The organism is Pseudomonas sp. TSRC2-2 (assembly GCF_049897785.1).
Classification (GTDB): domain Bacteria; phylum Pseudomonadota; class Gammaproteobacteria; order Pseudomonadales; family Pseudomonadaceae; genus Aquipseudomonas.
The window spans coordinates 95,990-122,948 of record NZ_JAFCWZ010000008.1 but is presented as its reverse complement, the minus strand read 5'-3'; the positions used below and the strand labels follow the sequence as shown (position 1 = coordinate 122,948).

The following is a 26,959-nucleotide window of genomic DNA, read 5'->3' as shown; positions in this document are numbered from 1 at the left end:
CCGGCATGGAAGCCGGGCAAACACATCATTAAAGGACTGATACCGTGTCAACACTCATCACACCCAGCCTCGCCGCCCTCCAAGCTCGCGCTCTTGCAATGGAGCAAATCAGCGCATCAGCCAACCCGTACGGGCGCCAGCCTGCTCGGTTGATACCGCCGCCTTCCGCCACCGTGGCGGACCCGGACGCGCCCTATCGACGCACGCTGGCGACTCTCGACAAACATTTCGGCCCGTTACGCATTGGCGAAGTCATGAGCAGTCGGGTCGAATTGCAGGCCCTCGGCGCGACCGTCCACGGCCACCCCATCAGCCCGGCGAACGCCGGCATGCAGAGCACCGACCAAGCCTTCTTCGACGGTTTGAATTTCGATGCGGACAAGGTCCATGCACGCTTGCGCTCAGCGGACATCGCCGACAGCGGCGCCCCTGCCATGCTGTTTTTCGAACTCTGCTGCAAGCGTTCGCCTGATGCCGGGGACCTGTTCGTTCGCGCTACCAGTATCGATCCAGGCAGTTCCTTCGAGCGCCTCAATCGCTTGGGCCAGTCCGCGCAAAAACTCGATATTCAGCGCGTCGACGCGTTTGAAAACTCACCTGGCTGGGTCAATCGAGGCAAAAGCTATTTGATGAGCGGCGCCGGCGTCGGCATGCAGGCGTTCGGCATCTATAGCGGTTACATGGCCATGGTGGATGCAATCAAGCACGGTGAAACCGGGGAAGCCTGGATTCAGGGCGGCTCGATAGCTGCCGAGCTGGGTTCGCTGATTCTCGAACAGGGCTTCAGCAAAGGTGGTCAGGCAATGATCAGAAACGGCGGAATGATCTTCCGTTATTTCCCGCGGACTTCTGTCGGCAAATTCCTGAGCCGCGGCGCCGGCATGTTCGCCAGCATCCTCACGCTGCCCTTCGACATCAATGATGCGGTGAAGTCGTTCAATGCCGCAGCGGTAACCTCCGGCAAGGTGGCGCAAGACCACTACGTCAGCGCCGGCCTCAGTGTCGCCGGCGCGGGTATCAGCCTCGCACTGGGCGTGGCGGCCCTGGCCGGTTTCGGCAGCGTCGCCGGCCCTCTCGGCCTGGCTGCCGCCGCACTGTTGATCGCCGGCTCGATGATTTATCAAGCCGCGCGCGTGGTCGATGACATCGACGATTACATCGAACTGACGGCCCACGAACGCTTGCGCTCGGGCTGGTTCGCCTTCACCGGCAAGGAACTGGACAAGGAGGTCATGGACCGCTTCAAGGTCTCCAAGGGTTACCGCGACCATCAGGACCTACTGCAATTGTCCGCCAGACAAATGCTCGAAGGTGCGTACAAACACTCTCTGGAACATGTGATAAACGGTGCATTTCGGGTTGAGCTCAAATCGGTCCAACTCTGGCGCTACCAGTGGAACGAGCAGGCCGGCGAACAGCCGTTCAAGCTTGATAGCCAGGCGGCGGTCGTTGACGGTGATGACGAGATCGACGCTGGCAAAGGCTTGCCAGCGGAGCTTGAAGGCAAGGTTTCCGGCACGGCGGGCGATGGCAAAGGTGTGCTCTGGCGCCTCGGCGATGGCAATGATCGGGTGGTCGGGGTGAACGATCAACCGAACATGTTTTCTTTCCGCGCCGGTCACAAGGCCCTCACGGGCGGCGCCAAGAGCGACGCGTTTTACCACGAAGTGACCCATGACGAACTCAACCGGGCGAACAAACCGCCTCATCTGAGCGTGTTCGATGGCGGCACCGGCTCTGACACGCTGGCGTTCGAAGGCAGCCGCCCACTCGATGACACCACCCACATCGGCCACGACATCAACCTGCAGACCGGCAAGGTAAGCCTGCGCGGGCTGGATGCCGATGTCGACGCCGTACACGTCGCCCAGCTGACATCGATCGAAAACGTCTCGACACTGCGCAAAGGCACCAGCCGCGTGACCGGCAGCGACGAAGCCAACCGGATCGCCGCCAATGGTTACGACCGGGTCAATGCCGGCGCTGGCGACGACACCATCGCCATCGGCGGCGTCGATTGCCGGGTCGATGGCGGCAGCGGCAGGGACCGCTACTACATCGCCGATACCTGCGTGCGCACCACAATCATCGAAGACGGCGAGCACGCCAGCCTGATCGAGTTCGGCTGGCCGCGGGACGTCATTCAGCGCTGGGAAATCAACGACACCGCCCTGGTGGTCCGCTCTCTGCGCGGCGTCGACGGCAACGATCCCGAGCATGTTCTCACCATCGAAAATGTCTACCAACGGATCGACGGCGAGCGCCAGTTGAAAAACAACCAGCTGGTGTTCAAGACTCAGGACGAATATGAGCTGCTCGCGCTGCTGCCGAGCAAACCGGGGGCGGCATCAGTCGAGCAGGTCGACATTGCGGTGACGCTCATCGGCCAACCGAGCCCTGTGGTAGAGATCATCAGTAGCGGTACGGTGGGCATCAATGATCTGGGACGCAAACGGCATTATGTGTCGCGCCTGCCTGGTGATATCGAGTTCGTCGCCGAACGTTATGCGACGCACACTTCACGTACGGTTCACCTCGACTTCAAGAGCACTGAAATAGAGGATGTGGTGGTCAGTTATGAAGTCGAAATCCGCAAGGGTGTCTCCGGCAATACCCACCTGACTTACAAAGACATCGGCCTGGCGCTGCACCTGCCGCAGAAAGTCGTGACCTTCAAAGGGGTGATCCAGCCTATCGCCGCAGCCACCGGCTACAGCGGCAGAAACAGCCTGAAAGTCACCACGCCGTTGCTTGCCCAGGACATCGTCCTGATTCTGCAGGATGAGGTTTCATATCGCCTGCAAGTGCCGGAGCTGAACTACCAGGACGATGCGCTTAACCCAGGCTCCCGCAGCCAGAGTACCCGCAGTTGCCTGAAGCGGCGTACCGGCAATTACCTGTTCACCCGGCCGGTGGCCGGAGAAAAACTGGCCTTGCCCGCGCAACCGAGCAAAGTGGTGATTCCCGCCGGGCCGCACACCGGCATCCATGTGCTCCACGGGCAAAGTTCGACATACGACGTGTACCTGACCAGCAACTCGATCGTGCGTCTGTCAACACCGGGCGCGGCAGCGAAAACCGCCAACGCATCGGTCTGGAACATCTTCACCAGCACCATGACGGAGACGATCAAGCGCGATGACATTCAACTCCAGGCCAACCGCCTGCGCATCGGTAGCGCCGTGATCGAACTGCCGACTGTCGACGACGACGCACCGGTCGAGTCGGTCAGTGTGGTGACGTCCGCGGGGCACATTTACGAAGTGTCGCTGCTGTTCGAAGTGCTTCAGTTGTATGTCATCGATGCCAGCGCTTACACCAGCGTCGAAGCGCTCGTGGCCGAGATCGACGCGCACCGCCAGCGCAACGAACTGGCCGGCATCGTGCACCTGCCGCACCTTAGCGCGAAGGGAAAAACCGGCACGCTGGTTTACCACGCGACGAAGCAGTACTGGAGCTTGAAGGGGGAACCGAAGGTACGTATCGAGCCTGAAGATCTATTGATCACTCCAATGCCAACTGTCTGATCGGTAGCAGTCGACGATGACGGCGCACCGCTGCAGCACAGAGGGCTGCAGCGGTGCCATTTTTGACGACGCCCCGGGCTAGGCCATAAGACGCCGAGCAGACCAAGACCGTGGTGTTCGCCATCGATCATTCAGAAATGCATGGCGCGTTTTTATTGGCTTTAAGTCTGTAACTATCGAACCACTTTGATCACGAACGTCGCCGGTTTGTTGTTGAACGCGTTATGCCCGGTGAGGTTGGGATCTTCATCCACAAAGGTATCCATACCGCCGCTGACGTGGCGGTACAACGGCTTGCTCCTGGATTTACCGTTCACCGCTTCGCTGCTCAACTCAAGATGGGCCGGCCCCGCCTCGAAGTCGCCCAGCGAAGCTTTGGGTACGCCGTACGTACTGATGGAAAAGTGCTGCGCGGGGGCACTGGTACTGGCTAAAAGGTTGTGCGTCAGGGCCTCTATGTAAAGGCGCGCATCGGCGAACGCCCCCGTATGCACCAGTGAGATTTCATAGTTGTCACCCTGCGGGACGAACTTCAGTAATAACGGCTCGTCGTCTTCATGATCGGCCAGCGTAATGAAACTGGCGACACGCGTATCCGCCAGCCCCACTTCGGCTTCCAGTTGCTCGCCTTTGGTCATGCGCAGTTGGCCAAGGGCCTTTTGCAGACGCTGTTGATTAAGCACCACCGGCCGGCCGTTGAGATAAAGATGCGCGTTGAATGTTTTGCTGTTTACTCTGGTTATGGACATGGTTTGCACCTGTAAGCATCCCGCCGTCGGCTATACCCACGGCAGGCAATATCGTAAGGGAAAAGTCTTCAAACAGCGACGGCTGCAACTATGGTCGAGGCGGACGCAGACATCCGTGGCATATCCCCTGCCGGTATTTTTTCGGACTTTCGTTTACGTCGGGCAATTATCATGCGATCGGCATACGTCGATGCAGCTTCAATCACATTGTTGACGTTATGGTCGGTCTCGGCATGTTTCAAAATATACTTGCCGGCAATATCGTCCCAGAACGCCCATTCATCTTCATATACAGTCATGACTTCTTCCTTGTTCTTATTCAAGTTGCCCGCGTCCTGCGGGCCACTTGAAAGTAAGACAAAGTCATCGTAGCGACAATAATGGCAAATGCGATCAGTTGATTCAAAGTACAACTAGGCGAACAACTCGCCTTGTAGCTCATCAAGCAAGGCCTGGATCGCGTCCAACCGCTGTTGAGGATCATCGAGTTGCAGCAGGTCGATTTTGTCTTCTTCCGCGAACGGCAACAGATAGGCCAGCTGATTGGCCAGTGACTGCTGGCCGGCGGCTTCAGTCCCCATGGCCAAGGCTTCGACCATCGGGTGTTCGGCCAGTGCCTTGAGCAGTGCAACCAGATCGGCGTCCTCGTCCTGTAGCGGTTGCTCGGGCTCGTCGTCGAGCCACTCGACATCGGCCAGAATCAATTGATCGCGCTGCACTTCGGTGCGCAGCACATTGAAGCGTCGCCCGCCCTGCACACGAATACCGAGCAGACCGTTGTCCTGTTGCTGGAAATCGGTAATCCGCGCTTCACAGCCAACCAGGGCGAACCCCTGGGGCGCTACGCCGACTTCGCTGCCCTCGAGAATGCACACCACACCGAAGCCGACGCCCTGTTTCATGCAGCGACCTATCATGTCGAGGTAGCGTGCCTCGAAAATCTGCAGATCAAGGTTGCAGCCGGGGAACAGCACCGTGTTCAGCGGGAAAAGCGGCAGACTCATAGACATTTTCCTTACACCACCATTGACACCGCCAACGGCAGGAACACCGCCGTGGCCACGCCCATCAGACTCATCGCCAGCGCGGCAAACGCGCCGCACTCATCGTTTTCCTGCATCGCCACCGCCGTGCCGACCGCATGGGCAGTCATGCCCAGCGCCATGCCGCGCGCCTCGGGGCTGTGCACGCCGAGCCGGGTCAGCAGCGCCGGGCCGAAGATCGCGCCGATCACCCCGGTGATCAGCACGAACACCGCAGCCAGAGCCGCCACACCGCCGATCTGCTCGGCGACCAGCATGGCGATCGGCGAAGTCACCGATTTCGGCGCCATGGTCATCAGGATCATGTGATCGGCACCGAACCACCAGCCCAGCGCCACACCCATGCCTGTTGCCACCACTCCGCCTATCACCAGCGTAGTAAAAATCGGCCAGAACAATTGGCGGATGCGACGCAGGTTGAGATACAGCGGCACCGCCAGCGCGACGGTTGCCGGGCCGAGCAGAATGCTGAGAATTTCGGTGCTCTTGCGGTACTCCGCGTAAGTCAGGCCGCAGCCGACCAGCACACCGATCACCAACAACATGGAGACCAGTACCGGTTGCAGAAAGATCCAGCGGGTTTTCTCGAATGCCGCCAGCACCAGTTGATACGCACCGAGGGTGATACCGATGCCGAACAGCGGATGGTGAATCACCGAGGCCCACGCGCCTTGCCAGTCGAACAGCATCAGGACTCCTCCGCCGGCGGCGCATGACGTTTGACCAACCGTTGCATCAGCACACCGGCAAAGGCCATCGACAGGATCAGCGAGACCACCAGCGCGCCGACGATCGCCCAGAAATCGGCGGCAATCGCCGTGGCATACACCATCACCCCCACCGCCGGCGGCACCAGCAGCAACGGCAGATAACGCAGCAGACTGCCCGCCGCCTGATTCAGCGGCTCGCCGACCTCACCGCGAATGATCAGGTACACCAGCAACAGCAGCAGCCCGATGATCGGCCCCGGCAATATCGGTAACAGCAAGTGATTGAGCGCTGTGCCGAGCAATTGGAACAGCACCAGCAGGGTCAGGCCACGTAACAACATCCGACATCTCCGTCTTACATTTTCAGCCAGCAGGGCTCGGCATTATAAGCATGCCGGCGCTATGGACCGGCATTCGCCAAAAGCATGGTCGGTTGACCTGAGCAAATCGCCATGATGATCTACAGTGGTTCGCAGGCCGGTCAAATCCGCCCCCTGAAAAACTATAAAACCGATGAACCCAAGGAGAGTCTCAATGCCCTATGTTCCCGTTGCAGAGCTCAAAGATTATGTCGGCAAGGAACTTGGACGTTCCCAATGGCTCACCATCGATCAGGAGCGCATCAACCTGTTCGCCGAAGCGACCGGTGATTTTCAGTTCATTCATGTCGACCCGGTCAAAGCCGCGCAAACGCCTTTTGGCAGTACGATTGCTCATGGTTTCCTGTCGCTGTCGCTGATGCCAAAACTGATGGAAGACATCATCGTGCTGCCCGAAGGCGTAAAGATGGTCGTCAACTATGGCCTGGACAGCGTGCGTTTCATCCAACCGGTCAAGGTCAATTCTAAAGTCCGATTGAAGGTCGATATGGTCGAAGTGACCGAGAAAAAACTCGGCCAGTGGCTGCTCAAGGCGACCGCAACACTTGAAATAGAGGGCTCGGACAAACCGGCCTACATCGCCGAGCCACTGTCGCTCTGCTTCGTCTGATCATCCCGGATGCGAAGCAGCGCACGCTGTTTCGCGTCACGTCTGTATATATGCGACGCATAGCTGCGGCATACTCGGTCGCCTAATTGCCCGGATCCCGCTATGCGCTCAATCGCTCGACTTGCACCCCTTGCCCTGACCCTGATGCTCACCGCTTGCGGCGACGGCGAATCGCTGTTGCCGCCAGATGCGCGCCTGCCCGATGGTGGTCGCTATCGCGGTGAACTGGTCGACGGCTTGCTGCAAGGTCAGGGCCGCGTCGACTACCCCAATGGCAGCTGGTACGCCGGAGAGTTCGACAAGGGGCAATGGCACGGGCAAGGCGAATGGCATGGCAGTAACGGCGAGGTCTATCGCGGCCAGTTTCAGCAAGGTCTGTTTGACGGTCAGGGCAGCCTGACCACCAATGCCAGCAGTTATACCGGCGGCTTCAAACAAGGCCGGCGCGATGGCGAGGGTACGCTGAAAGAAAACGGCATGACCTATCGCGGCGAATTCAAGGCTGACCAGTATTCCGGCCTTGGCCGTCTGGAAATGGACGACGGCAGCTCCTATCAAGGCCAGTTCGCCCATGGCAAACCCAACGGGGAAGGCCAGCGCGGCGACGCCAGCGGCAATTCGTTCACGGGCCATTTCGTCAACGGCCAACTGGAAGGCAACGGCACTTACAACAGCGCCGACGGCGATATCTACGTCGGCGGCTTCAAGAACAATCAACTGCACGGCAAGGGCCGCTACGAGAACGCCGACGGTGACGTCTGGCTCGGCCAGTTCAAGGAAGGCGCGCTGACCGGCAAGGGTGAATTGATCGGCGCCGATGGCAGCCATTACATCGGTGTGTTCAGTGACTGGCGCTTCACCGGTCAGGGCCGCCTGAACCTGGCCGACGGCAGCTTTTATATCGGCGGCTTCGACAACGACAGTTACTCCGGCCGCGGCACTCTGGTGCTGACCGATGGCAGCGTGCTCAGTGGCACCTGGATCAACGGCCAGCGCGTGCGCGACGCCGACGGCAAATTGCTGCCCGACACCCTCGAACTCGGTTTGCTCGCCCAGGGTCGCTTGCTCGACGAGGCGCTGGCGGCGATTCCCGCTTCGACGCCGGCAGTCGAGCTGTACACGCTCACCCTCGGTGGCGACGGCAAGCAAAGTGTGTTTCTGCGCGAATCCGACTACGTCGCCAACATGCTCAATACGCGCTTCGGCGCCTTCGGCCAGATTCGTCTGGTCAATCACCGTGATCATCTCGGCGACCGGCCGATGGCCACCCGCGAAAACCTGCGCCGCGCCGCGCAAGCCCTCGCCGAACGCAGCGGGCCGGAAGATCTGCTGTTCATTTATCTGACCAGCCACGGCACCGCCGAGCATGAACTGGTGCTCGATCAGCCGCGCATGGAACTGGCCGATCTGCCGGCCGATGAACTCGCCGCCGTGCTCGCGCCGCTGAAGCACCGGGACAAGGTCATCGTGATTTCTTCGTGCTATTCCGGCGGTTTCATCCCGGCGCTGAAAGACGAACGCACGCTGATCATGACCGCCTCGCGCGCCGATCGGGTGTCGTTCGGCTGCTCCGAAGAAGCCAACTTCACCTACTTCGGCGACGCGCTGTTTGCCCAGGCACTGAACCAGACGGATGATCTGGAGCAGGCTTTCAAACTGGCCAAGGCCACCGTCGCCGAACGTGAACTGGCCGACGGCTTCGAAGCCTCAAAGCCGCAGATCTGGGCGCCGAAAACCGTACTGTCGCACTGGCAACTGCTGCGTAAACAGCAAGCGCGCAAAGCGTTGCAAAGCAGCGCATTGAACGACGCGGCGATAAAAGGCAACTAAGCTGGACAGTATCAAGGGAGAGACACTATGTACTTGACGCCTCAGCACGTATTGCTTGCCGGAGCCACCGGATTGACCGGTGAACATTTGCTCGACCGTTTGCTCAACGAGCCAACGATTACCCGTGTCCTCGCCCCTTCGCGCCGGCCGCTGGCCGAGCATCCGCATCTGGAAAACCCGGTGGGCGATCCACAAGCGTTTTTGCCGCAACTCAGCGGCCGGGTCGATATCGCCTACTGTTGCCTCGGCACAACGATCAAACAGGCAGGCTCCGAAGAAGCCTTTCGCGCCGTCGATCTGGACATGGTCGTGGCGTTTGCCAAGCGCGCGCGGGAGATGGGCGCGCGGCACCTGATCGTGATCAGCGCAATCGGCGCCGATCCGAATTCGTCGGTGTTCTATAACCGCGTCAAAGGCGAGATGGAACAGGCCTTGCGCGCGCAGAACTGGCCGCAGCTGACCATTTGCCGACCTTCGCTGTTGCTCGGCGAACGTACCGAGCCGCGTTTGGTCGAGCAACTGGCCGGGCCATTGTCAAAGCTGATTCCGGGGAAATACCACGGCATCGAAGCGTGCCAGTTGGCAAGGGCGATGTGGCGCCTGGCGCTGGAAGAACAGGATGGCGTGCGGGTGATTGAATCGGATGAGCTGCGCAAGCTCGGTAAATAATCTGCGGGCGATGGAGTGAAACAAGATCAAAGGATCGCAGCCTTCGGCAGCTCCTACAGAAGAGCCCATTCCCCTGTAGGAGCTGCCGAAGGCTGCGATCTTTTGACCTTTACAATCCACCCGTCGCCTGGAATCCCACGCCAATCACGGTGAGCAGCGACAACGGCAACAACAACGTATCGAGCAACGCACTGGCCGGCAGATCCACTCCCGGGTAGCTCGGCGCCTCGGCGCCGAACCGGTCCACCGCACAGCAGCCGCCATTCAACGCATACAAATCCAGCCGCGTCCCGGCGTACACCACCGGTGCGCCCGGTTTGGCAGCGTCGAGAGTGCGCGCGGTGGCACAACCACCCAATTGCAGCGCCAGCACAATCACCAGCAGCTTATTCATCGCTGCTCAGATGATGCTCGCCCCAGCGCGGCAACATGTCTTGCGCAATGCCGAGCAGATTGAGGATCCGCGCGACCACGAAGTCGATCAAATCATCGATGGTCTGCGGCTGGTGATAGAAGCCTGGCGACGCCGGCAGAATCGTTACGCCAAGGTTCGACAGCTTGAGCATGTGCTCCAGATGAATGCTCGAGTACGGCGCCTCGCGCGGCACCAGAATCAACTGGCGACGCTCTTTCAGCGTGACATCCGCAGCGCGTTCGATCAGGTTGTTGCAGGCGCCAGTGGCAATCGCCGACAGCGTGCCGGTCGAACACGGCACCACCACCATCGCCGCCGGCGCACCGGAGCCGGAGGCCACCGGCGACATCCAGTCTTCCTTGCCGTACACGCGAATCTGCCCGGCGGCGGCACCGGTGTACTCGGTCAGAAACGCCTGCATCATCTGCGGTTTGTTCGGCAGGGAAACGTCGGTCTCGGTGGCCATCACCAGTTGCGCAGCCTTGGAAATCAGGAAGTGCACTTCACGATCTTCGCGCACCAGGCAATCGAGCAGGCGCAAGCCGTACTGCGCGCCCGAAGCGCCGGTCATCGCCAGGGTGATGCGTTCCGGGCCGCCGGCCTGCGAATAAGTGTTCATTGCAGCGCCTCGGCGAGCTTGCCGTGCAGACCGCCGAAGCCGCCGTTGCTCATGATCACCACGTGCGTGCCGGGCTGCGCTTGGCTCTTCACGCGTTCGATGATGCCTTCCAGAGAATCGCTGACGATGGACGGCACGGTGCATAACGCTGCGGTGGCGCCGAGGTCCCAACCGAGGTTGGCGGGGGCATACCAGATCACCTGATCGGCATCGACCACGCTGTCTGGCAAACCGTCACGGTGCGCGCCGAGCTTCATCGAATTGGAGCGCGGCTCGATGATCGCAATCAGTGGCGCGTCGCCGATGCGTTTGCGCAGGCCATCGAGCGTGGTAGCGATGGCGGTCGGGTGATGGGCGAAATCGTCGTAGATGGTGATGCCACGCACGTCGGCGACTTTCTCCATACGCCGTTTGACGTTCTTGAAGGCGCTCAACCCGGCGATGCCCATCGATGGCACAACACCGACATGCCGCGCCGCAGCCAGAGCAGCCAGGGCGTTGGCGACGTTGTGCTGACCGGTCAATTCCCACTCGACGGTGCCTTGCGACACACCTTCGAACATCACTTCGAACGCCGAGCCGTCCTCGCTCAGCAACTTGACCTGCCACTGACCGCCGGCACCGGTGGTTTGCACCGGGGTCCAGCAGCCCATTTCGATCACGCGCTGCAACGCCGGCTCTGTGGTCGGATGAATAACCAGACCTTCGCTCGGGATGGTCCGCACCAAATGGTGGAACTGACGCTCGATGGCTGGCAGATCGGGGAAGATGTCGGCGTGATCGAACTCAAGATTGTTGAGAATCGCGGTGCGCGGACGGTAGTGAACGAACTTCGAGCGTTTGTCGAAGAAGGCGCTGTCGTATTCGTCAGCCTCGATCACAAAAAACGGCGTACCGCCCAGACGTGCGGACACCGAAAAGTTCTGCGGCACGCCGCCGATGAGGAAACCCGGGCTCATGCCCGCGTGTTCCAGCACCCAGGCGAGCATGCTGCTGGTGGTGGTCTTGCCGTGTGTACCGGCCACTGCCAATACCCAACGACCTTGCAGCACGTGATCCGCCAGCCACTGGGGGCCGGAGACGTACGGCAGGCCTTTGTTCAGTACATATTCCACCGCCGGATTGCCACGGGACATGGCGTTGCCGATCACCACCAGATCCGGTGCCGGATCGAGCTGCGCCGGGTCATAGCCCTGCGTCAGCTGAATGCCCTGGGCCTCGAGCTGCGTGCTCATCGGCGGATAGACGTTGGCGTCGGAGCCGGTAACGTGATGGCCCAGCTCTTTGGCCAACACCGCCATCGAGCCCATGAAAGTCCCGCAGATACCCAGAATATGAATGTGCATAGTCGACCTCGTAAAACATGGCCGCAGGTTAGCGTAGGGAGGGGGAAATGGCACTCTTTAGCTGTATTCGAATACTCCCGGCTACCCCAACTGCACTCGTCAGCTCCTACAGGGAAATTTATGCGGTTCGGGCGATACCGTGCTTGCGCAACTTTCTGTACAGCGTATTGCGACTGACCCCCAACTGTTCAGCGGTACGGGTCATATGCCAGCGCGTCTGCTCGAGCGCACCGAGCAAGGCCAGACGCTCGGCGTCATCCAGTGGCTGCGCGCAAGGCTGCGCCGGCGCAACCGCCGGCCGCGCCTGCCGAATCATTGCCGGCAAATCCGCAACCCCGACCCGCCCGCCATCACACAACGCCGCCAGCGTGCGCAGGACATTGCGCAACTGCCGCACATTGCCCGGCCAGTTGAATGCCAACAACGCTTGCCGCGCCGGTTCGTCGATCAGGATCGTTTCGCCTCCGGCCTCCTCGGCCAGAAGAAAATCCAGTAGTTGCGATTTGTCACTGCGCTCACGCAACGCCGGCAATGCCACTTCCAGCCCGTTCAAGCGGTAATACAGATCCTCGCGAAAGCTGCCGCCCTCGACCCGCTCGAGCAGATTGCGGTGCGTCGCGCTGATGATTCGCACGTCCACCGCTTGCGGTTCGCCGCCGATCGGTACCACTTGGCGATCCTCCAACACCCGCAGCAAGCGGGTCTGCAAGGCCAGCGGCATGTCGCCGATTTCGTCGAGGAACAAAGTGCCGCCATCGGCCTGTTGCAGCTTGCCGCGCATGCCGTCCTTGCGCGCGCCGGTGAAACTGCCACCGCGATAGCCGAACAGTTCGCTTTCGATCAGGCTTTCCGGGATGGCTGCGCAATTGAGTGCGACGAAGGCGTTGCCAAAGCGCTGGCTGGCCTGATGCACAGCCTTGGCAAAGGCCTCCTTGCCCGAGCCGGTTTCGCCGTTGATCAACAGCGGCACGTCACGCTCGAATACGCGCAGGGCCTTGCGAAATTCCGCCTGCAACGCTTCGTCGCTCAGGCAAATCCCGGACAGGCGTGGCGCTGGCGCGGCGATGGGCGCTGGAACAATAGCTGCCGGCTTGCGCGATTCGCCGCGCAACACCGCAAACAGATGCCGGCCATCGCGGGTACGCAACGGCCAACTGGCGCTGGCGTTAGCGCTCGCGCGGCCAAGCAGCTCATCCAGCGCACAATCGAAAAACGCTTCCACCGGTTGGCCGAGCAAGCCATCGCGGCTATGCCCGAGCAGGTTCAGCGCACTCTGGTTGACCGCACTGATCCGCCCTTCGCCGTCAAACGCCAGCAGCCCCTCGCTGAACAGACCGACGGACTCGGCCTGCAGGTGGAAACGCAGCAACCATTGATTGTCGAAACAGCGCAGGAAGTAGCAGCTCTCGATCATCTTCGCCGACAGATTGACCAGCGCCATGGTGTGAAACTGGCTTTGGCGCGAAACATCTGGGCGCGCCGAGGACACGTCGAGTACCGCCAGCAATTCCCCGTGCGGGTCGAACACCGGGCTCGCCGAGCAGGTCAGCCCGGTATGGCGGCCGCGAAAGTGTTCGTCCTGATGGATGGTTAGCGCCTGACGCTCGACCAGGCAGGTGCCGATGCCGTTGGTGCCTTCGCACGCCTCGCTCCAGTCAGCGCCGAGCCACAGCCCGGCGCGTTCGAAAATCCTGCGTTCGGTCGGCGCGGTGATGCAATTGAGGATCACACCGCGCGCGTCAGTCAGCAGCACCGCATGGCCGGCGCCGGAGAGTTGTTGATGCAGGCTGCTCATTTCCGTACCAGCGATTTGCAACACTTGTTGCAGACGTTCGCGACTCTCCAGCACCCGGCCGTGTTCAAGCACGGTCGGCGCCATGCTCAGGGCCGGGTCGAGGTGATAGTCCTGCAGACACCGTAGCCAGGAGCGGGCGATCGACGGGTCGGCACCGGGGCCGTGCAAATGCGGCTTGCCCTGGGTGGCGGTGAGGACCTGGCGGGCATGGCGACTCAAATGGTTGTCGTGCATTTCTTATTGTTCTCCCCGAAAGGTCTACGCAATCCCTGTAGGAGCTGCCGCAGGCTGCGATCTTTTGATCTTGAAAAACAAAATCAAAAGATCGCAGCCTGCGGCAGCTCCTACGGAGATTGCTGTTGGCTGAGGATCCCTCAGCCAACAGCGCATTGCAATGCTGGCAAGACCGTCCGGTCACGGGCTGTGCCGCAAGCGGTACAAATTGTCACGCGCGCTGTACCGAAACCGTCACAGCGCCACTCCATTCGTCCGAGACAAACCGGCCAAGCCCTTGATTTGCCTGACCTGCACGGCAGTGGCCCGAGCCTTGCTCTACGCTTATACCAAGCGCACTTGCGCGTCTCTCTAATAAGTACAAAGCCAAGGAGAACATCATCATGCGTTACGCTCACCCCGGTACTGACGGCGCCAAGGTCTCGTTCAAGAGCAAGTACGGTAACTACATCGGCGGCGAGTTCGTCGCGCCGGTCAAAGGTCAGTACTTCACCAACACCTCGCCAGTGAACGGCCAGCCAATTGCCGAATTCCCCCGCTCGACCGCCGAAGACATCGACAAGGCGCTGGACGCTGCCCATGCCGCCGCCGATGCGTGGGGCGCCACTTCCGTGCAGGCACGCTCACTGATCCTGCTGAAAATCGCCGACCGCATCGAAGAGAACCTCGAACTGCTGGCGATCACCGAAACCTGGGACAACGGCAAAGCCATCCGCGAGACCCTCAACGCCGACATCCCGCTGGCCGCTGACCACTTCCGCTATTTCGCCGGGTGCCTGCGCGCTCAGGAAGGCAGCGCTGCGGAAATCGACGGCAACACCGTGGCCTATCACATCCATGAACCTTTGGGCGTGGTCGGCCAGATCATCCCGTGGAACTTTCCGCTGCTGATGGCCGCGTGGAAACTCGCGCCAGCGCTGGCCGCCGGTAACTGCGTGGTGCTCAAACCCGCCGAGCAGACTCCGCTGGGCATCTGCGTGCTGATGGAGCTGATCGGCGACCTGCTGCCACCAGGCGTGCTCAATGTCGTGCAAGGCTTCGGCAAAGAGGCCGGCGAAGCACTGGCGACCAGCAAGCGTATCGCCAAGATCGCCTTCACCGGCTCGACCCCGGTCGGCTCGCACATCATGAAATGCGCAGCGGAAAACATCATTCCGTCCACCGTGGAACTGGGCGGCAAATCACCAAACATCTTCTTCGAAGACATCATGCAGGCCGAACCGAGCTTCATCGAAAAAGCCGCCGAAGGTCTGGTGCTAGCGTTCTTCAACCAGGGCGAAGTGTGCACCTGCCCGTCGCGCGCGCTGGTGCAGGAGTCGATCTACGACGAATTCATGCAGGCGGTGATGAAGAAGGTCAGCCAGATCAAACGTGGCGATCCGCTCGACACCGACACCATGGTCGGCGCCCAGGCATCCGAGCAGCAATTCGACAAGATCCTCTCTTATCTGGAAATCGCCAAGGGCGAAGGCGCCGAGCTGCTGACGGGCGGCAAGGTGGAAAAACTCGAAGGCAGCCTGGCCACCGGTTATTACATCCAGCCGACCCTGCTCAAGGGCACCAACAAGATGCGCGTGTTCCAGGAAGAAATCTTCGGCCCGGTGGTGAGCATCACCACCTTCAAGGACGAAGCCGAAGCCCTGGCGATCGCCAACGACACCGAGTTCGGCCTCGGCGCCGGCCTGTGGACTCGCGACATCAACCGCGCCTACCGCATGGGTCGGGCGATCAAGGCTGGCCGCGTGTGGACCAACTGCTACCACCTGTACCCGGCGCACGCCGCGTTTGGTGGTTACAAGAAGTCCGGTGTCGGCCGTGAGACGCACAAGATGATGCTCGACCATTATCAGCAGACCAAGAACCTGTTGGTGAGCTACGACATCAATCCGTTGGGCTTCTTTTAAGCGGACGGGGCGAGGCAGTGATTACTGCATCGCCCCTTCAATAGCTTCGCGAGCAGCTCGCTCCCGCAGAGAATTTGCGTGCGACCACAAGTCCACTGTGGGAGCGGGCTTGCTCGCGAAGGCGGTCTTACCTTCAATATCCAAGTCACTGACAAACCGCTTTCGCGAGCAAGCCCGCTCCCACAGGGGTAATTCGCCACTCCAGCGATCAGGTTGGATAAAAACAATAAAAACAGGTAACTGCTTATGCCAAGCGATCATGCAAACCCGCAACCGGCAACTTCCTCCGTCGACTTCGAAAAAGTCGGCACCGACTACTTTCAACAACGCGAACTGAAAAAAGGTGCCGCCGGCTGGGTCCTGCTGGTGGGCCTGGGCGTTGCTTACGTGATTTCCGGCGACTACGCCGGCTGGAACTTCGGCCTCGCCCAGGGTGGCTGGGGCGGCATGTTTCTCGCCACGCTGCTGATGGCGACCATGTACCTGTGCATGTGCTTTTCCCTGGCCGAACTGTCGTCGATGATTCCCACCGCCGGCGGCGGCTACGGTTTCGCCCGCAGTGCGTTCGGGCCGTGGGGCGGGTTTCTCACCGGCACGGCGATCCTTATCGAATACGCCATCGCCCCCGCTGCCATCGCGGTGTTCATCGGTGCGTACTGCGAGTCGCTGTTCGGCATTGGCGGCTGGATGATTTACCTGGCCTTCTACATCATCTTCATCGCCATCCATATTTTCGGCGTCGGCGAAGCGCTCAAGCTGATGTTCATCATCACCGCCGTCGCCGCGCTTGCGCTGGGCGTGTTTCTGGTGGCGATGGTGCCGCACTTCGACGTCGCCAACCTGCTCGACATCCCGGTGACCACTGCGGTCGGCGCCAGCCCGTTTCTGCCGTTCGGCTATGTCGGCGTATGGGCGGCGATACCCTATGCGATCTGGTTTTTCCTCGCCGTCGAAGGCGTGCCGCTGGCCGCCGAAGAAACCAAAAACCCCAAGCGCGATCTGCCGCGCGGGCTGATCGGGGCGATGCTGGTGCTGCTGATGTTCGCCCTGTTGATTCTGATCGTCGGCCCCGGCGGCGCCGGCGCCAATTCGCTGCTGACCTCAGGTAACCCGCTGGTCGAAGCACTGAGCAAGGCCTATGGCGGTTCGACCTGGATGGGCAGCTTCGTCAATCTCGTCGGTCTGGCCGGGCTGATCGCCAGTTTCTTCTCGATCATCTACGCCTACTCGCGGCAGATCTTCGCGTTGTCGCGGGCCGGTTACCTGCCGCGCAAACTGTCGCAGACCAACAAAAGCAAGGCGCCGGTGCTCGCGCTGGTGATTCCCGGGATTATCGGCTTCGGACTGTCGTTGACCGGCCAGGGCGACCTGCTGATTCTGGTCGCGGTATTCGGCGCTACCATTTCCTATGTGCTGATGATGGCCGCGCACATCACCCTGCGCATCCGCCGCCCCAAAATGGACCGGCCGTACCGCACGCCGGGCGGCATTTTCACTTCTGGCGTGGCGCTGGTGCTGGCTTGCATTGCCGTGGTGGCGGGCTTCCTCGTCGATCCACGGGTGGTGACTGGGGCCGCCATCATCTATGGAGTGTTAATTGCTTACTTTGCTTTCTACAGTCGGCATCACTTGGTAGCAGGCACGCCGGAAGAAGAATTCGCGGCGATTCAGAAAGCTGAACAAGCCTTGCACTGATTGTCGAAAACCACGGCGCAGAGCTGTTCTGCGCCGTCACGGAGAACGCTGAATGGCCAGTTTTGCTCACACGGTCGGCGCGCAGACTTACCGCTTCGACAGCCTCAAAGACGTCATGGCCAAGGCCAGTCCGGCACGCTCGGGAGACTTTCTTGCCGAAATCGCCGCGCTCAACGACGGCGAACGGGTGGCCGCGCAAATGGCCCTGGCGGACATCCCGCTCACCCACTTCCTGCAGGAAGCGCTGATTCCTTACGAAGCCGATGAAGTCACCCGGCTGATCATCGACACCCACGACAAGCAGGCCTTCGCCGTGGTCAGCCACCTCACCGTCGGTGGCTTTCGTGACTGGCTGCTCAGCGACGCCGCCGACGAAACCAGCCTGCGCCTGCTGGCCCCCGGTCTGACCCCGGAAATGGTCGCCGCCGTGTCGAAGATCATGCGCGTGCAGGATCTGGTGCTGGTCGCGCAGAAAATCCGCGTGGTGACGAAATTTCGCGGCACCCTCGGGTTGCGCGGACGCCTGTCGACCCGCCTGCAACCCAACCACCCGACCGACGAGCCGTCCGGGATCGCCGCGAGCATTCTCGACGGCCTGCTCTACGGCAACGGCGACGCGATGATCGGCATCAACCCGGCCACCGACAGCATCGCCTCGATCTGCGCCATGCTGGAGATGCTCGACGCGATCATCCAGCGCTACGACATTCCGACCCAGGCTTGCGTGCTGACTCACGTCACCACCTCGATCGAGGCGATCAACCGTGGCGTGCCGCTGGATCTGGTGTTCCAGTCGATTGCTGGCACCGAGGCAGCCAATGCCAGTTTCGGCATCAACCTCAATGTCTTGCAGGAAGGTTACGACGCCGGGCTCAGCCTCAAGCGCGGCACTCTCGGCCAGAACCTGATGTATTTCGAAACCGGTCAGGGCAGCGCGCTGTCGGCCAACGCCCACCACGGCGTTGATCAGCAAACCTGCGAGACAAGGGCCTACGCTGTAGCGCGCCATTTCAAGCCGTTTCTGGTGAACACGGTTGTAGGATTCATCGGCCCGGAATACCTCTACAACGGCAAGCAGATCATCCGCGCCGGCCTCGAAGACCATTTTTGCGGCAAGTTGCTTGGCGTGCCGATGGGTTGTGACATCTGCTACACCAATCACGCCGAAGCCGACCAGGACGACATGGACACCCTGCTGACGCTCTTGGGTGTGGCCGGGATCAACTTCATCATGGGTATCCCCGGCTCCGATGACATCATGCTCAACTACCAGACCACCTCGTTCCACGACGCCCTCTACGCCCGGCAGACCCTGGGCCTGAAACCGGCGCCGGAGTTCGAACAATGGCTGGCCAACATGGGCATTTTCACCCAGGCGGACGGCAAGGTTCGCTTCGGCAACAACCTGCCGCCGGCCTTCCGCCAGGCCCTGGCGCACTTGGGATGAGTCTTATGGAAAAACCACCGGTCGATTCGCAAAACCCGTGGCTGCAATTGCGCCGCCTGACCCCGGCGCGTATTGCTCTGGGCCGCACTGGCACCAGCCTGCCGACCAGCGCTCAGCTGGATTTCCAGTTCGCCCATGCGCAGGCGCGCGATGCGGTGCACCTGCCGTTCGATCATGCCGGGCTCAGCGCACAGTTGCAGGACGAAGGGCGCGAAAGCTTGCTGCTGCACAGTGCGGCGCCGGATCGCCACACCTATCTGCAACGCCCGGACCTGGGCCGCAGGCTCAGCGACGAGTCGGCGCAAACCTTGCGCGATTACGCCAGCGCCCATCCGGGCGGCGTCGATCTGGCGATTGTCGTCGCGGACGGCTTGTCGGCCCTGGCTGTGCATCGACATACCTTGCCGTTTCTCAAGCGCCTGGAAGAACAGATGAGCGACGACGGCTGGTCGCTCGCGCCCGTGCTGCTGGTGGAACAGGGCCGCGTCGCCATCGGTGACGAAATCGGCCAGTTACTCGGCGCGAAAATGCTGGTGATGCTGATCGGCGAGCGGCCGGGCCTGAGTTCGCCGGACAGCCTCGGGCTGTATTTCACCTACGCGCCCAAGGTTGGCCTGACCGACGCGTATCGCAACTGCATTTCCAATGTTCGGCTTGAAGGTTTGAGCTACGGCATGGCGGCGCATCGCTTGCTGTACCTGATGCGCGAGGCCGGTCGGCGGCAGCTGTCAGGTGTCAATTTGAAGGACGAAGCCCAGCTTCACACGTTGGAGACGGACGACGCTGTCGACATGAAAGGTAATTTCCTACTCGATCCGCCCCCAGCCTGAACCGTTTCCGCATTGCCTTTGCAAGCGGGTTTCAGGCAGGATCGACGCACGGCCGCCCGGGTTTCCCATCGCCGTCAGAGCAGTTGAAGACAGCCACTTGAAGACGAGACCTATCATGCGGATTATTCAAGCGACCCTCGAACATCTGGATTTGCTGACTCCTTTGTTCGTCAAATATCGCGAGTTCTACGGCTCCCTGCCCTACCCGGATTCCTCCCGCGCGTTCCTTGAAAAACGCCTGCGCCGCAAAGAATCGGTGATCTATCTGGCGCTGGCCGACGATGACGACAAGAAACTCATGGGTTTCTGTCAGCTGTATCCGAGCTTCTCTTCGCTGTCGCTCAAACGTGTGTGGATTCTCAACGATATCTACGTCGCCGAAGACGCGCGCCGGCAATTGGTGGCCGACAATCTGATCCGCACCGCGAAGAAAATGGCCAAGGAAACCCAGGCCGTGCGCATGCGCGTATCGACCAGCGCGAACAACGAAGTGGCGCAGAAAACCTACGAATCGATCGGCTTCAAGGAAGACACCGAGTTCAAGAACTACGTACTGCCAATCAGCGACGAGCTCTGACTCCGAAAGCGTCAGTGATGAGGGAGTTCGCTCCCTCGCCACGGCCAACCGCTGCCTGAAAATTGCTCACTTCGCGACACTCGCCGCTACAAAACCGGCGCGCTTTTCAGCGGTCAGACCGTATAATCCCGATCTTTCCGGCTTGTAAGAAAAACTACACCCCGCTGTAGGCTTACACGAAGTCATCCGCACAGGCCTGCCGAGTCGGGCCGTCATACAGGTGCCCCCATGGATTTCAACCCGCTCGACCTTATCCTGCATCTCGACGTCTACCTCGATTTGCTGGTGAACAACTATGGGCCATGGATCTACGCCATCCTGTTTCTGGTGATCTTCTGTGAAACCGGGCTGGTGGTGATGCCGTTCCTGCCGGGCGATTCGCTGCTGTTTATCGCCGGCGCGGTGGCCGCGGGCGGTGGCATGGATCCGGTGTTGCTTGGCGGTCTGCTGATGCTGGCGGCGATCATGGGCGATAGCACCAACTACGTGATCGGACGCACGGCCGGGGAGAAGCTGTTCAGCAACCCCAACTCGAAAATCTTCCGTCGCGACTACCTGCAAAAAACCCACGATTTCTACGACAAGCACGGCGGCAAGACCGTGACCATGGCGCGTTTCCTGCCGATCATCCGCACGTTCGCGCCGTTCGTCGCCGGTGTGGCGCGGATGCCGTACCCGCGTTTTTTCGGTTTCAGCGTGCTCGGCACGATCCTCTGGGTCGGCGGTCTGGTCACTCTGGGTTACTTCTTCGGCAACGTGCCGTTCATCAAGAAAAACCTCTCGCTGCTGGTGGTGGCAATCATCCTGCTGTCGCTGGTGCCGATGATCATCGGTGTAGTGCGCAGCCGTTTCGGCGGCACCAAAGTGCAATCGCACTGATCCGATGTGGTCACTGAGCGCCTGGCGTCGCCGGCGCCTCCTGGCCAGGCACCCGATTGCCGACGATCTGTGGCAACGGGTGCGCCATCAACTCTCCTTCCTTGACGGCATCAGCGCCGCTGAGGATCAGTGGTTGCGCGAAGCCTGCGTGCTGTTTCTCGAAGACAAGCACCTGACCGCCCTGCCCGGCGTCGAACTGCATCAGGAGCAGCGCCTGCTGCTCGCCGCCCAGGCGCAGTTGCCGCTGCTGCATCTCGGTGACCTGAACTGGTATCAGGGCTTTCACGAGATCGTCCTGTATCCCGACGACTTCCTCAGCCCGCAACGCCATCGCGATGCCAGCGGCGTCGAGCATGAGTGGGACGGCGAACACAGCGGTGAAGCCTGGCAGCAGGGGCCGGTGATTCTCGCCTGGCCCGGCGTGCTGGCAAGCGGTGGCTGGGAGGGCTACAACCTGGTGATTCACGAGTTGGCGCACAAGCTCGACATGCTCAACGGCGACGCCAACGGCCTGCCGCCGCTGCACGCCGACATGCGCGTCAGCGATTGGGCCGCAGTGATGCAGGCCGCCTACGACGACCTCAACCGACAGCTCGACCATGATTGCGACGCCGAAACCGCTATCGATCCATACGCTGCGGAGAACCCGGCGGAGTTCTTCGCGGTGACCAGCGAATACTTCTTCAGCGCCCCGGATCTGCTTCACGAGGCTTATCCACAGGTCTACTTGCAACTGCAGCATTTCTACCGGCAGGATCCGTTGGGCAGACTGCGGCAACTTCAGGCCACAGACCCGGTCTATCAGGCGCACGACTAAGCTCTGCACGACTTCTGGTACGTGGCGTCGGCGTAGGAATGTGCCTATAATCGCCGCCACTTTTTGGTCAATCCGGCCAAGTGTTTTTGGTCAACTACGGGGGCAACGCCCAATGAGCTACAGCAAGATTCCGGCTGGCAAAGACCTGCCGAACGACATCTACGTCGCGATCGAGATCCCGGCCAACCACGCGCCGATCAAATACGAAATCGACAAAGACAGCGATTGCCTGTTCGTTGACCGTTTCATGGCCACCCCAATGTTCTACCCGGCCAACTACGGTTACATCCCGAACACCCTGGCCGACGACGGTGACCCCCTCGACGTGCTGGTCGTGACCCCTTATCCGGTTGCCCCAGGTTCGGTGATCCGTGCCCGTCCGGTCGGCATCCTGAACATGACCGACGACGGCGGCGGCGATGCCAAAGTCATTGCAGTGCCACACGACAAGCTGTCGCAGCTGTACGTCGACGTGAAGGAATACACCGACCTGCCGCCACTGCTGATCCAGCAGATCGAGCACTTCTTCGCGAACTACAAGGATCTCGAAAAAGGCAAATGGGTCAAGATCGAAGGCTGGGCTGGCGCAGACGCCGCTCGCGAAGCGATCACCAAGTCGGTTGCCGCCTACAAGGGCTAAGCAATTGCGCCTCGCGTGAAGCTTGAAAAAAAACCCCGGCCATCCGGGGTTTTTTGTGTCTGCACGCTTCAGTTAAACGAAGCGTTTAAATTCCTACATGCAGTTTTAATCTGTTTAATTTCCCACAAGCGCGTCTTACATCCCGTCGCAAAATACAGGCTTTTTTTGAACGCCCGGTTTATTCAAACCGCTCTAGTGCGGCCGTAGACTCCGTGTTTATGAGAAAGAACACTAGCGGTCCACGATTCAAGGCACTCCTGGAAGCAGCGAACATCAGCACCACAGATTTCGCAAGGTTCTGGGGCACGGAAGCCCAAAACGTTCATAACTGGTACACCCGGGGCGTCCCGGCGTATCGCATGGAAGAAGTCTCACGCCTGTTGTCGGTCAATAGTGAATGGCTGAAAACCGGGGAAGGCGTCAAGGAGGTCCCGCGCCTGCACCCACCCGCCAGCAATGGCGACACGTTCGATGCCCAGGCCATCTGCGGCGTCTATACCGTCATCAACCCCAGCGACATCGACCTGGCTTTTTTCAAGGAAACCCCGATCGCCAACGGCGACGGCAAAACCCATGTCATCCTCGACCCTGACCAATCCCTGCGTCTGCCCCGCGCGCACCTCGATCAACTCGACATCCAGCACAGCAATGCCATTTGCGCGCACATGATAGGCAACAGCATGGCCGAACGCATCGAAGACGGCTCAATCGTCGCCATCGACCGCGGTCTGACCCAGGTCGTTGACGGTGAAATCTACGCCATCGAACACGACGGCATGCTGCGCATCAAATACCTGCACCGCATGCCCGGCAACGGCTTGCGCATGCGTAGCCACAACAGCGCCGAATACCCCGACGAAGTTTTCCGCCCGGCGCAGATCGAGGAGCAGCGGATCCACATACTTGGCTGGGTGTTCTGGTGGTCGACACTGGGCAAGCGCAGGCCGGTGGTGCCGTTTTTATGATTGATTCGAACCTGTGGGAGCGAGCCTGCTCGTGAAGAGGCCCTGATAACCGGTACAAATTCATAGCTTGTACCGCTTCACAGGCTCTAAACCGCACTTGAGGCTGGGAATCCAACGCAAAACTCAGTATCCTGCGCCCCACATTCGCGCATCGACCCGCCCAGCGGCTCGAGTGACGCCCGACACGGCAGACCAACGTCTGACCAAGTCCCACAGCCGGACGCAGATCCGGATGTACGTTTTGAAGGCTGGCGCGGTTTACCAAAAATAAACCAAGCCAGTCCCCGAGAAGCCGGCCACAAGCCGGCTTTTTAATGTCTGCAAAAAGGTCAGGCCTCGCGCAAAGGAATCGAACAAGCCGGGGCCTGCAGTTCTGAAGCGTTTCACAAGGAAGCTAAAACGTGCGATTCCCCCCTCGTTTCACAATGCTCGGACCAGTCATTCTGATCGCCGCGATGAGTTCTCAACTCTGCGGCTGCGTAGGCGCAATCGTGGCTTTGCCTGAGAAAACCACGCACAGAACGGATGAGTACAAAGTTCTAAGCGCTCGCTCGATCCCTCCAGCGGTCACCCGAACCGTTCAATCAACGCCCCAACGTGAGTGGTGTGGCATCACGGTTTGGGCGCTGATCATTCCTGTGCCGTTGAAGTTGCCTGTGTGCTCGTCGTACTCCGAGCAGTCCTTCGGACGTGACGGGTCTGGCAATGAAATCGCTTTGCTCTATTCAAAACAAACAGTGCCATCGCCGTTCTACGCCTGCGGCCCGTTCATGGTGCTGGGACCGATTGTTCACGGTTATCAGGGCAATGCGCTTTGTGGCGTTTTTCCAAACTAGCCGTCGCTCACGGATAACTAAACGACTTCACCAGCGTCAGCTCACCCACCGCCCGCATCGGCACCACAAACGTCTCCATCTTCTCGCTCGGCGTGCCTTCCTCGGTAATGACCGTCACCTGCGCCGTGGTCAGCGCCTGCACCGCTTCATCCCCACCCTCGTCATCCCCGCGATAGCCGCCGCCGTAATAGTTCACATAGACCAGATACTGCCCTTTGAGCGGCGCGGGCATGGCGGCGATTTCCGGGCCGTAGCCGGTGGTGACGTCGACATCGAGGGCGGCGCCGTTGGGTGCGACGCGGTTGCCGTACCAGATGTGGGCGCCATCGGGGGTGATCAGGTGCAGGTCGAGGTCGGTGCCGTCGCTGTCCCAGGCCAGCAGCACGCGCAATTTGGCCGGGGTGGCGCCGCCGCGGGCATTGAGGAACTGCGTGCGGTGGCGTTGCTGGCCGTCGGCGCTGCGCACTTCGACGCTGTTGCTGCCGTTGGGGAAGGAGAACGGCCGATCGAAGCCGCCGGCGGGATCGATTTTCAGCGGCATGCTGACGCCGTTGACGATCAGACGTCCGGGTTCGTTGTTCTTCGGCACGGTTTTAATCTGGCCACTGATTCTGGCGGTATTGGCCTGACCAACCGGCGTGTTGACCGACGAGGCTGGATAGTTGACGGTCTGGCGAAAGCTCTCGCCCTCGCCTTGCGGGGCGCCGCTGCGCCAGCCGCCGACCGGGGTGTCGAGTTTGACGCCGTCAGCGGCGTGGGCCAGCGGCAATAAATTGAAGGCACAGAGCAGCAGCAAGACCTGTGGATAACGAAGTGTCATGGTCATTCCAGCAAAAGGTGACGGGCGAGCCCTTCGATGTAGGTTTCATCCTGGCCGTTGGGGTGTGCTTCGAAGGCCAGGTGCAGATATTCGTGGGTCAAATCGAGGCGATCCTGCAGGGTCAGCACGCCCCGCACGTAAATGCGTTGGCGTTCGCGGTCGACGAAGGGCCGGCCGAAGGCGAGTTTGCATACGGCGAACGTGCTGACTTCGTTGTAGCCGTTTTCGCTTTCGAGCCTCGGACGCCAGCCGCGTCGCTGTTTTTGCAGCCAGTCGTGCGCGGCGGACAATGCTTCGCAGGAGGCGACCGGGTTGTCCCAGCGGCTGAGGCTGGCGCGTGGGTAGGCGTGCAGCAGAATCGCGTCGTAACGCTGGCCGGCGTTGGCTTGCTCGACGGCTTGCTGCCAGGCGAGTTTGTCCGGGCCGGGCTGCTCGGAGTGATAGGTGACCGTGCTGCCGGCCAGCACCAGATCGGCTGTCCACGCCGCAATGTTGCGCGATTCGGCTGAAGCCGGGCGCGGGGCGACGCGCTGGCGACTACTGCTGTCGTCGATGCTCAGGCAGTCGCCATTGCGCGTGGCGTTTTGCAGCAGATAAGTGCGGATCGCTACGGCCAGCGCTTTGGCGGCTTCGGCAGGTTGCGGTTTGGCTTCGCGCTCAAGGACGCGGGCGACATATTCTTCGCGATCAAGTCTTGCGACGAGTTTGTCGTCGAGCAGAAACAGTTCGCCGTCGCTGTGGATATCCAGCGCATTGCCGTTGGCGAACTCGACGCGGTAGTCGCCGCGCAATGGCCCTGACGTGGCAACACGATCCCCGGCCAGAACCTTGGAAACCGGATATTTCGAAAACAGCCCGACTTCCACACAACGCCCCGCGTCCGCTGGCCAAGCCGTCGGCAACACGCTGGCCAGCGCCTGACCGTAATGACGCAGAACCATTTGACTGGTACCGCGTCCACCCGCCCAGATCGGTGCGCCGTCGGCGGTCCAACCGGCGAATCCGCCTTGCCGCGATTGTGCATCCTGATCGCCGAGCCAGCTCCAGGTTTTCACCCGTAGACGCCCGCCCAGTTGGCCGACGACATTGCCGTCCGCCGCGTTCAGCACGACATCAAGTAATACGCGACGCATTTGATCCTGCGCTGGCAGCAACGCCAGAACGCCCAATAACTCAGCAACCGAAACCCTTGTTGCCGGCTGCACGGCTGGCAAATCCAGCAACCACGACGGCGCCTGCCGCGCCTGCCAATACGCTCGCCAATCCGTCGCAGCAATGCCCAACCGCGTCGGTTCGAAATACAGACCGCAGGATTTCACCAAGGCCTGATCACGCTCGATCCTGCCGCCCGCCGAGCAGCAATAAACTTCTTCTTTGGATTGCCCGCGACATTCATAAGCCGGTTCCCGTGCACCGGTATCCACCAGCCACGCGTAGACGAACAACTTCCACAGACTGCCCAGCGGCGCATCCAGCGACGCTGGCAACGGTTCGCGCTTGATGAGTTGCGTCTGACTCAACGACAACAACTCGCCCTGATAGGCCACGCGCAGCGGCTCGTCCTGCGCTGTCGCCAGCGCAGGCATCACACACATCAACAGCCACAGCAGCGGCCGGCGCAT

At 60.7% G+C, this 26,959-nt stretch carries 25 protein-coding genes; 14 read left to right on the top strand and 11 right to left on the bottom strand.

From position 1 onward, the window contains the following. Positions 1-44 precede the first annotated feature (44 nt). On the top strand, positions 45-3,527 hold the full coding sequence (locus ACP7D9_RS17590) for a calcium-binding protein (protein ID WP_426158831.1): 3,483 nt from the start codon (positions 45-47) through the stop codon (positions 3,525-3,527). A gap of 173 nt (positions 3,528-3,700) precedes the next feature. Here the strand turns inward: ACP7D9_RS17590 and ACP7D9_RS17585 are convergent, their stop codons facing one another. From ACP7D9_RS17585 to ACP7D9_RS17565, 5 genes are all read right to left on the bottom strand, one after another. Continuing rightward, on the bottom strand, positions 3,701-4,276 hold the full coding sequence (locus ACP7D9_RS17585) for a hypothetical protein (protein WP_426158829.1): 576 nt from the start codon (positions 4,274-4,276) through the stop codon (positions 3,701-3,703). Between the two features lie 68 nt (positions 4,277-4,344). Then, positions 4,345-4,575: a hypothetical protein gene (locus ACP7D9_RS17580; protein WP_101160632.1), complete on the bottom strand. Its 231-nt coding sequence runs from the start codon at positions 4,573-4,575 to the stop codon at positions 4,345-4,347. 114 nt (positions 4,576-4,689) lie between these two features. Next, entirely contained in the window at positions 4,690-5,280 is a 591-nt protein-coding gene (locus ACP7D9_RS17575; protein WP_101160635.1) for an LON peptidase substrate-binding domain-containing protein, read from the bottom strand. An 11-nt stretch (positions 5,281-5,291) separates the two neighbouring features. Next, positions 5,292-6,008: an LrgB family protein gene (locus ACP7D9_RS17570; RefSeq protein ID WP_016773013.1), complete on the bottom strand. Its 717-nt coding sequence runs from the start codon at positions 6,006-6,008 to the stop codon at positions 5,292-5,294. After that, positions 6,008-6,370 (bottom strand): CidA/LrgA family protein, encoded by a 363-nt coding sequence (locus ACP7D9_RS17565; RefSeq protein WP_101160638.1) that lies wholly within the window; start codon positions 6,368-6,370, stop codon positions 6,008-6,010. Before ACP7D9_RS17565 ends, ACP7D9_RS17570 begins: the two co-directional genes overlap by 1 nt. 193 nt (positions 6,371-6,563) lie before the next feature. Between ACP7D9_RS17565 and ACP7D9_RS17560 the strand changes: the two genes are divergently transcribed. From ACP7D9_RS17560 to ACP7D9_RS17550, 3 genes are all read left to right on the top strand, one after another. Next, positions 6,564-7,019 carry a MaoC family dehydratase gene (locus ACP7D9_RS17560; protein ID WP_426158826.1) on the top strand — a complete coding sequence of 152 codons (456 nt, stop codon included), beginning with the start codon at positions 6,564-6,566 and terminating at the stop codon, positions 7,017-7,019. A gap of 102 nt (positions 7,020-7,121) precedes the next feature. Continuing rightward, positions 7,122-8,849: a C13 family peptidase gene (locus tag ACP7D9_RS17555; RefSeq protein ID WP_426158824.1), complete on the top strand. Its 1,728-nt coding sequence runs from the start codon at positions 7,122-7,124 to the stop codon at positions 8,847-8,849. A 27-nt stretch (positions 8,850-8,876) separates the two neighbouring features. Continuing rightward, positions 8,877-9,518 (top strand): oxidoreductase, encoded by a 642-nt coding sequence (locus ACP7D9_RS17550; RefSeq protein ID WP_016773010.1) that lies wholly within the window; start codon positions 8,877-8,879, stop codon positions 9,516-9,518. Between the two features lie 109 nt (positions 9,519-9,627). On the opposite strand, the gene ACP7D9_RS17545 is transcribed toward ACP7D9_RS17550, so the two are convergent. From ACP7D9_RS17545 to ACP7D9_RS17530, 4 genes are all read right to left on the bottom strand, one after another. Then, the gene (locus tag ACP7D9_RS17545; protein ID WP_101160647.1) at positions 9,628-9,912 is read right to left on the bottom strand and encodes a YceK/YidQ family lipoprotein; all 285 of its coding nucleotides are present in this window, start codon (positions 9,910-9,912) and stop codon (positions 9,628-9,630) included. After that, complete coding sequence (gene ubiX, locus ACP7D9_RS17540) at positions 9,905-10,552, bottom strand: flavin prenyltransferase UbiX (RefSeq protein WP_101160650.1); 648 nt, start codon at positions 10,550-10,552, stop codon at positions 9,905-9,907. Before ubiX ends, ACP7D9_RS17545 begins: the two co-directional genes overlap by 8 nt. After that, positions 10,549-11,898, bottom strand: coding sequence for a UDP-N-acetylmuramate:L-alanyl-gamma-D-glutamyl-meso-diaminopimelate ligase (gene mpl / locus ACP7D9_RS17535; protein ID WP_101160653.1), 1,350 nt, complete (start codon positions 11,896-11,898; stop codon positions 10,549-10,551). Before mpl ends, ubiX begins: the two co-directional genes overlap by 4 nt. Before the next feature lie 118 nt (positions 11,899-12,016). Continuing rightward, positions 12,017-13,927 (bottom strand): sigma-54-dependent Fis family transcriptional regulator, encoded by a 1,911-nt coding sequence (locus ACP7D9_RS17530; protein ID WP_426158821.1) that lies wholly within the window; start codon positions 13,925-13,927, stop codon positions 12,017-12,019. A 383-nt stretch (positions 13,928-14,310) separates the two neighbouring features. Here ACP7D9_RS17530 and exaC point away from each other — a divergent pair, with 383 nt between their 5' ends. The 10 genes from exaC to ACP7D9_RS17480 all read left to right on the top strand — a co-directional run bounded on the left by exaC (position 14,311) and on the right by ACP7D9_RS17480 (position 24,517). Further along, entirely contained in the window at positions 14,311-15,831 is a 1,521-nt protein-coding gene (gene exaC, locus ACP7D9_RS17525; RefSeq protein ID WP_024014465.1) for an acetaldehyde dehydrogenase ExaC, read from the top strand. Between the two features lie 246 nt (positions 15,832-16,077). Further along, positions 16,078-17,526, top strand: a complete 1,449-nt coding sequence (eat, locus tag ACP7D9_RS17520; protein WP_426158818.1) for an ethanolamine permease — start codon at positions 16,078-16,080, stop codon at positions 17,524-17,526. A gap of 52 nt (positions 17,527-17,578) precedes the next feature. After that, positions 17,579-18,973: an ethanolamine ammonia-lyase subunit EutB gene (locus ACP7D9_RS17515; RefSeq protein WP_101160662.1), complete on the top strand. Its 1,395-nt coding sequence runs from the start codon at positions 17,579-17,581 to the stop codon at positions 18,971-18,973. A gap of 5 nt (positions 18,974-18,978) precedes the next feature. Next, on the top strand, positions 18,979-19,803 hold the full coding sequence (eutC, locus tag ACP7D9_RS17510; RefSeq protein ID WP_426158816.1) for an ethanolamine ammonia-lyase subunit EutC: 825 nt from the start codon (positions 18,979-18,981) through the stop codon (positions 19,801-19,803). Between the two features lie 115 nt (positions 19,804-19,918). Then, complete coding sequence (locus ACP7D9_RS17505; RefSeq protein ID WP_016773002.1) at positions 19,919-20,380, top strand: GNAT family N-acetyltransferase; 462 nt, start codon at positions 19,919-19,921, stop codon at positions 20,378-20,380. Between the two features lie 228 nt (positions 20,381-20,608). Next, on the top strand, positions 20,609-21,259 hold the full coding sequence (locus ACP7D9_RS17500) for a DedA family protein (RefSeq protein WP_016773001.1): 651 nt from the start codon (positions 20,609-20,611) through the stop codon (positions 21,257-21,259). 4 nt (positions 21,260-21,263) lie between these two features. Beyond that, a complete protein-coding gene (locus ACP7D9_RS17495) occupies positions 21,264-22,076 on the top strand; it encodes a zinc-dependent peptidase (protein ID WP_426158814.1) in 813 nt (270 codons plus the stop codon). A 112-nt stretch (positions 22,077-22,188) separates the two neighbouring features. Then, complete coding sequence (gene ppa / locus ACP7D9_RS17490) at positions 22,189-22,716, top strand: inorganic diphosphatase (RefSeq protein WP_003205933.1); 528 nt, start codon at positions 22,189-22,191, stop codon at positions 22,714-22,716. 218 nt (positions 22,717-22,934) lie between these two features. After that, a complete protein-coding gene (locus ACP7D9_RS17485; protein ID WP_101160671.1) occupies positions 22,935-23,681 on the top strand; it encodes a S24 family peptidase in 747 nt (248 codons plus the stop codon). 401 nt (positions 23,682-24,082) lie between these two features. Next, entirely contained in the window at positions 24,083-24,517 is a 435-nt protein-coding gene (locus tag ACP7D9_RS17480) for a hypothetical protein (protein ID WP_426158812.1), read from the top strand. 7 nt (positions 24,518-24,524) lie between these two features. Here the strand turns inward: ACP7D9_RS17480 and ACP7D9_RS17475 are convergent, their stop codons facing one another. Beyond that, positions 24,525-25,337 carry a YfaP family protein gene (locus ACP7D9_RS17475; protein WP_426158810.1) on the bottom strand — a complete coding sequence of 271 codons (813 nt, stop codon included), beginning with the start codon at positions 25,335-25,337 and terminating at the stop codon, positions 24,525-24,527. Between the two features lie 2 nt (positions 25,338-25,339). Beyond that, complete coding sequence (locus tag ACP7D9_RS17470) at positions 25,340-26,959, bottom strand: DUF2300 domain-containing protein (RefSeq protein ID WP_426158808.1); 1,620 nt, start codon at positions 26,957-26,959, stop codon at positions 25,340-25,342.